This window comes from Candidatus Neomarinimicrobiota bacterium, assembly GCA_034716895.1.
Classification (GTDB): Bacteria; Fidelibacterota; UBA8477; order UBA8477; family JABMPR01; genus JABMPR01.
The window spans coordinates 1-5,708 of the sequence record JAYEKW010000023.1 but is presented as its reverse complement, the minus strand read 5'-3'; the positions used below and the strand labels follow the sequence as shown (position 1 = coordinate 5,708).

Here is a 5,708-nt window from a genome sequence, read left to right as displayed (position 1 = left end):
CCCCTGCAAATCCGTTGGGATCGTCGAGTATACCGAATTTGCCAGAACCATTGATCCAAGGATCTCAACTTTGTGCATTGCCTGTCCACCGGATGCACATCCAGAGGAGTATTACTGCGCCTGGAAATTTTCAATTTAACAGTCCTTGTGGTTAAATCGTTAGAACGGTTGTTTAAATTGTAGATGGTCAGGAGTCCACGACTTAAGAGGCCGTGTGAAAACTTCATTGCGCCGGAATAATTGCTTGCTAATATTATCTTTAGTTATCTACGTATAGTACTGTTACTATTAATACTTACCCCAGGCTTCAGCCTGGGGGTTATAAAAATATTAAAAAGGAGGGCTTTAGCCCAACAATACTGGGCTAAAGCCCCAAGAAATTGTAGGTTATCATACCCCCAAGCTAAAGCATGGGGTAAGAGTTGCCCCTATTCTCACACAGCTTCTTAAGTCATGGGCTTCTTAAAATATTGGCGGCCTATAACCGCTTCAACCGTTTATCAAATTTCGCAGGAATGAGGAGAAAGCCTTACGCTTAAGCGCACCAATTAGTGCCTCAGCTATCTAAAAATCACGTTTTACTCGATAATAACTTTGATTAGCTCGCACTGTAACCTTGTAAGCGAGGGTTTTGGTGCTAATTTGTGGTGATGGAGAATCAAATCAAAACACCTGAAGACCTGCCCTGGTTGGCATCCTTAAAGAAAGATCCCATACCGGTTCTTCTACAAGCTGCACCGCTACCGATCAGGTATCAGGTTTTGCGTGATCTCCTGGGCGACCAGGACTCCGATGACTTTGAAGCACTGCAAAAAAATCTCAGAAAACACAAGCCGCGTCGCAAAAAACTCGCTGAACAGCAAGCCGATGGTCTTTGGCCGATGGGTAATCCCATAAAAGGGCTGGATCCTAAGCAGATCCAGACATTACAATTTATTACCCAGCTGGAATCCCTGCATGAGCTATTGGAACTGATAGTGACCAATAAGACTGAAAAGGTGGTTCTGGGAATGCGCGAAGTGATTCGATTTCTGGCTGAAAAAGAACTGCCTCTAAGATTTCATCATGTGACCCAGGCAATTTATCTGGCAATTGAATTCAAGTTAGAGAGTAATCCTGTTATCAAGCAATTGGTAAGAGGTGTTTTCAACGATCAAAATAGTGACGGCGGTTGGTCAAGTTTGGTAGATGAGCAGGAGTCATGTATATGGAGTTCATTGTTCTTCCTCTGGACCATGGGTCACTCACAAATATTCCGGAAGAATAGATCCCTTCAAAAAGGATTAAGATATGTTAGCTCCAATTTATTGCTTCAAGACCAAAGTCAATTGCTGCCAGGTATGCAGGTTTGGGATACGCTTATAACTGGAACCAGCGGTTTGAGTCTGCTCACAGGTGGATCCTTACGCTATTTGGAGACAGTGCAATTACTGGATGGTGATAAACGGGATCGTAAAGCTGAAAAACTAGTGGACTGGCTTGTAGGGATTCAGCTTAGAGATGGTTTGTGGCCAAGTATTGTTGGCCGTGACAAACATGGTGACTTTGGTGTTACCCTGCGAGTTTTAAAGGTTTTGAAACATTTTCAGTCTCTGCGCATCAATGAAACCCGGGACTATGAGGAGTTTTAGCCATACACCCCAAAGCCGCATCTCTGCACTCTTCAAGTTTCATCCTACAGACAAAGATCATAGATGAAACAAAAAATTACTACGAAATGAAAAGAGCGATCTTAAAAGCTCATTGCGAATAATACTTCAATTCTAACTATCATATTCCATAACGGAGATTCAATATGTCAGAAATAATTCCTTCAAACTCATTCCCGGTTATGCCGCTGCGCAATACGGTTCTCTTTCCACAACAGGTGATTCCCCTGTATATCGGTCGCGAAAGATCATTAAAACTCTTAAGAGAACTGCCAGCCGGCAAAAAAACCATTGTCGTAGTAGCTCAACGGGAAGGCTCAGTTGAGAACCCGGAAGTTGCTGATCTCTTCACCGTTGGTACCACCGCTTCTGTAATGAAGATTCTGGATATGCCAGATGGCAGCCAGAGTGCCATTGTACAAGGCGGGGATCGAGTCCTGATCAAAGGCTATTCCCAAACTGATCCATATTATAAGGCCACTATCGAGGGAATTGAGGAGATCTATGAAGCAGACCTGGAAACCGATGCCATGTCGGCCAATATCCGGTCTCTGTTTCGGGAGCTTTCCAAAGTTGCTGATTACATTACCCAGGAACACATCTCGCTGCTTTCAAACATTCAGCATCCAGCCCGTTTAGTAGATCGAGCAGTCTCAATGATGCAGCTTTCCAATACCGAAAAACAGGATATTCTGGAAGAAAAGGATGTGAACGAACGCCTCAAGAAGGCAACTGTTTTGATCAATCGTGAGATCCAACGTCAGGAGATTGGTGAAAAGATTCAGACCGAAGTTCAGGAGGAGATTTCAAAAAGTCAACGCGAGTACTTCCTGCGTGAGCAGATGAAGGCAATCAAAAAAGAATTGGGTGAAGATGACCAGACCCTTGAGATCAAGGAACTGGAAGAAAAAATCGACCAAGCCGGGATGCCTGAAGAGGCTCTGAAAGTTGCGAAGAAAGAAATTGATCGTTTACAACGAATCCCACCATCATCACCTGAGTATACGGTCTCTCGAACATACCTGGATTGGCTGGTTGAACTGCCCTGGGATAAGGAAACTGACGACCGGGTGGATGTTCAGGAAGCCTTGAATATTCTGGACCGGGATCATTATGGGTTAAAAAGGGTCAAAAATCGGGTTCTGGAATTTTTAGCGGTAAGAAAGCTGAAAATGGAGCAAAATCCAGAAGCACCGATTAAGGGTCCCATCCTGTGCTTTCAGGGGCCCCCTGGAACGGGTAAAACTTCAATTGGTAAATCAATTGCTGATTCACTGGGCCGTGAATTTATTCGAATCTCACTTGGAGGAGTGCGTGATGAGGCGGAAATCCGTGGTCATCGCCGAACCTATATTGGAGCGCTTCCTGGTCGTATCATTCAAGGCTTGAAGAAAGCTAAAACCCGTAATCCAGTCTTTATGCTGGATGAAGTAGACAAGCTGGGGACTGATTTCCGGGGTGACCCAAGTTCAGCGCTTTTAGAAGTGTTGGACCCGGAACAAAACCATTCTTTCAGTGACCACTATTTAGAAGTCACTTTTGATCTTTCAAAGGTCATGTTTATTGCTACTGCGAACTGGCTGGATCCCATTCCTGGTCCCCTGCGCGACCGAATGGAGATGATCGACTTTCCCGGCTATATTGAAGAAGAGAAAATCCACATTGCCAAATCATACCTTATCCCGAAACAGGTCACTGAACATGCCCTGGATGAGGATCAGATTACTTTTATGGATACAGCGATCGGAGAGATAATTAGTCGCTATACCTATGAGGCAGGTGTTCGAAATCTGGAGCGTCAGATTGCCAATGTCTGTCGTAAAGTTGCCAGGGAACGAGCAGAAGGAAATGAAAAGCCGCGTAGGATTACCAGGGGTAGCATAACCAAGCTATTGGGACCACCAAAACGACACAGTGAGATCGCTGAACGCATGTCCAATTATGGGATTGTCATCGGTTTGGCATATACTGCAGTGGGTGGTGATATCCTGTTTATTGAAGCCATGAAAATGGAAGGTAAAGGCGGTCTGAAACTTACCGGTAAGCTTGGTGATGTCATGAAGGAGTCTGCTCAGGCAGTGTATTCCTACATCCGATCAAATGCAGTCCGGTTTGGTATTGATCCAGATTTTTATAAAAAATTCGACATCCATGTTCATATTCCCGCTGGTGCTGTTCCCAAGGACGGTCCTTCGGCTGGTATCACACTATTTACTGCTATGATCTCCCTGCTTACAGAGCGTCTGGTTAAGAGCAACCTGGGTATGACAGGAGAGATCACTTTACGCGGTGCAGTACTACCAATTGGAGGCATTCGCGAGAAGGTAATGGCTGCCAACCGAGCGGGCTTAACAACCATTATTATGCCCAAAAAGAATGAAGCAGATCTGGTTGAACTACCGGAAAAGGTCAAAAAGGAGATGGAGTTTCTATTTGTTGAAGAAATTTGTGATGTTATCGAACTTGCCCTGGAACCAGCTAATGGCACCCCAAAGAAGAAAAAATAAGGGTAACGATCTATCAGCAACCCAAGACTTCAGTCGTGGGCTGCTAAACACTCAGAAAACCTGAAACCGTTTTAACGGTTTATTACAAGGATGTAGGGAATTAAATGCTTTGCCCCAAATGTAAACGTTATATGAAAAACATTGAGTTCAAAGGGGTTGAAGTAGATCGCTGTACAAACTGTTATGGCATCTGGTTTGATAAATTTGAACTTGAGGATCTAAAGAAACTCTCTGGTTCCGAGGTCATCGATATTGGTGATACAGATATTGGTCAGGAACAGAATGAGATCAAAAGTGCATTTTGTCCCAAATGCCGAACATTGATGATGCCGGAAACTGATGAACAACAGTCCCATATTCACTATGAACGCTGCCCAGAATGCAGAGGGGTTTATTTTGATGCCGGGGAGTTTCGCGATTATAAGAAATTGACCATTGGTGAATTTTTTAAATCGATTTTCAAACGGGATGATTAATATTTTTATATTTTGGTATTGTAGAGACGCAATGCATGGAAGGCCATCGTGGATCAAATAATCATATTCATTAAAACCCAGTTAAAACGTGATCGAACAATTCCCTTAATTGGTGCTGGAATTATTTTAATGGTAATCGCCTTTTTCATGGGAATTTCTGACAACATCCCAGGAATTGTAGTTGCCTTTGCTGGCATGACGCTCATTGTTTTTGCTTTTCTGCACCACTGGCGGGAAGCACGGCTTTTTGGGACCCTCTTTGCTGTATCCGTAATCAGTTTCCCCGTACTGGTTCTACTCCACAATATTTTTGATGGAATCAATCAGAATATAGGCACAATTCCTATCCTGAACCAGTTGCTATCAGGACTTGCTGTGATGAGTTTTCTGGGGGCAATATTTTTGGCACCCGCTGGTATCTTGATTGGTCTGATTGCAGGTTTGTTTTATCTGGTAAAATCAAAAAGTTAATCGTCATAATGCGTACCTCAGAGTTAGTTGGATTGTCAGGAAGCTTCCATCTTTTACTCAGATCCAGATTCCCTGAAGGGGAATAATCCGAATAGCCACGGGTGAAACCCGTGGTATATGAACCACAATAATTGCAACCCCGGAGGGGTTGAACAATACTAAAGCAAATATTTTTCATCAAACTCTATCCAGCATATTTCATAAAGAAATGCAACTTTTGTATGCCCTCATGAAATATGCGTGCTTTTTCATGTTTCATCAGAAGTTCTTTAAGTTCATTAATAAATGATTGTTTCTGATGGTGCTTCTCCTGATTTTTAGCGTATTCAATTAAATCATCCTTTGAATCTATGGAGTAGGTGAAAGCAGCATATCCTATTTGCCAGGATTCAAATGCCGGGAATATCTCTTCCTGCTTAATCCACACAGAAGAAGCTGTTTTTATATCCTTTTCAAAACTGGATAAGGCAACGGTTGAATGGATATGTGTAATAATATGTATATGGTCTTCAACACCATTAATTCTATATAAATGGCAATTATTATTCTTAAATATCCCCCACATATATTTGAATAATTGTTCCCGCTTATCCTTTTTCAGACAT

Annotated in this window: 6 protein-coding genes; 5 read left to right on the top strand and 1 reads right to left on the bottom strand. The window is 42.9% G+C overall.

Going from position 1 to position 5,708, the window contains the following annotated elements:
• From U9Q77_01960 to U9Q77_01940, 5 genes are all read left to right on the top strand, one after another.
• Positions 1–139, top strand: a 139-nt coding sequence (locus U9Q77_01960; protein ID MEA3286130.1) for a DUF6125 family protein, incomplete at its 5' end; no start/stop codon positions are given.
• Positions 140–650: 511 nt separating this feature from the next.
• Positions 651–1,631, top strand: a complete 981-nt coding sequence (locus tag U9Q77_01955; protein ID MEA3286129.1) for a hypothetical protein — start codon at positions 651–653, stop codon at positions 1,629–1,631.
• Positions 1,632–1,795: 164 nt separating this feature from the next.
• Positions 1,796–4,156: an endopeptidase La gene (gene lon / locus U9Q77_01950; GenBank protein MEA3286128.1), complete on the top strand. Its 2,361-nt coding sequence runs from the start codon at positions 1,796–1,798 to the stop codon at positions 4,154–4,156.
• A 104-nt stretch (positions 4,157–4,260) separates the two neighbouring features.
• The gene (locus tag U9Q77_01945; protein ID MEA3286127.1) at positions 4,261–4,632 is read left to right on the top strand and encodes a zf-TFIIB domain-containing protein; all 372 of its coding nucleotides are present in this window, start codon (positions 4,261–4,263) and stop codon (positions 4,630–4,632) included.
• Positions 4,633–4,680: 48 nt separating this feature from the next.
• Entirely contained in the window at positions 4,681–5,103 is a 423-nt protein-coding gene (locus tag U9Q77_01940) for a hypothetical protein (GenBank protein MEA3286126.1), read from the top strand.
• Positions 5,104–5,287: 184 nt separating this feature from the next.
• Here the strand turns inward: U9Q77_01940 and U9Q77_01935 are convergent.
• Positions 5,288–5,708: transposase (locus tag U9Q77_01935; protein ID MEA3286125.1), on the bottom strand; the 421-nt coding region annotated here is incomplete at its 5' end.

Bases quoted from the DNA above. Each gene is read 5' to 3' on its own strand.
- U9Q77_01955 (MEA3286129.1), top strand. From the start codon at position 651: ATGGAGAATCAAATCAAAACACCTGAAGACCTGCCCTGGTTGGCATCC.
- lon (MEA3286128.1), top strand. From the start codon at position 1,796: ATGTCAGAAATAATTCCTTCAAACTCATTCCCGGTTATGCCGCTGCGC.
- U9Q77_01945 (MEA3286127.1), top strand. From the start codon at position 4,261: ATGCTTTGCCCCAAATGTAAACGTTATATGAAAAACATTGAGTTCAAA.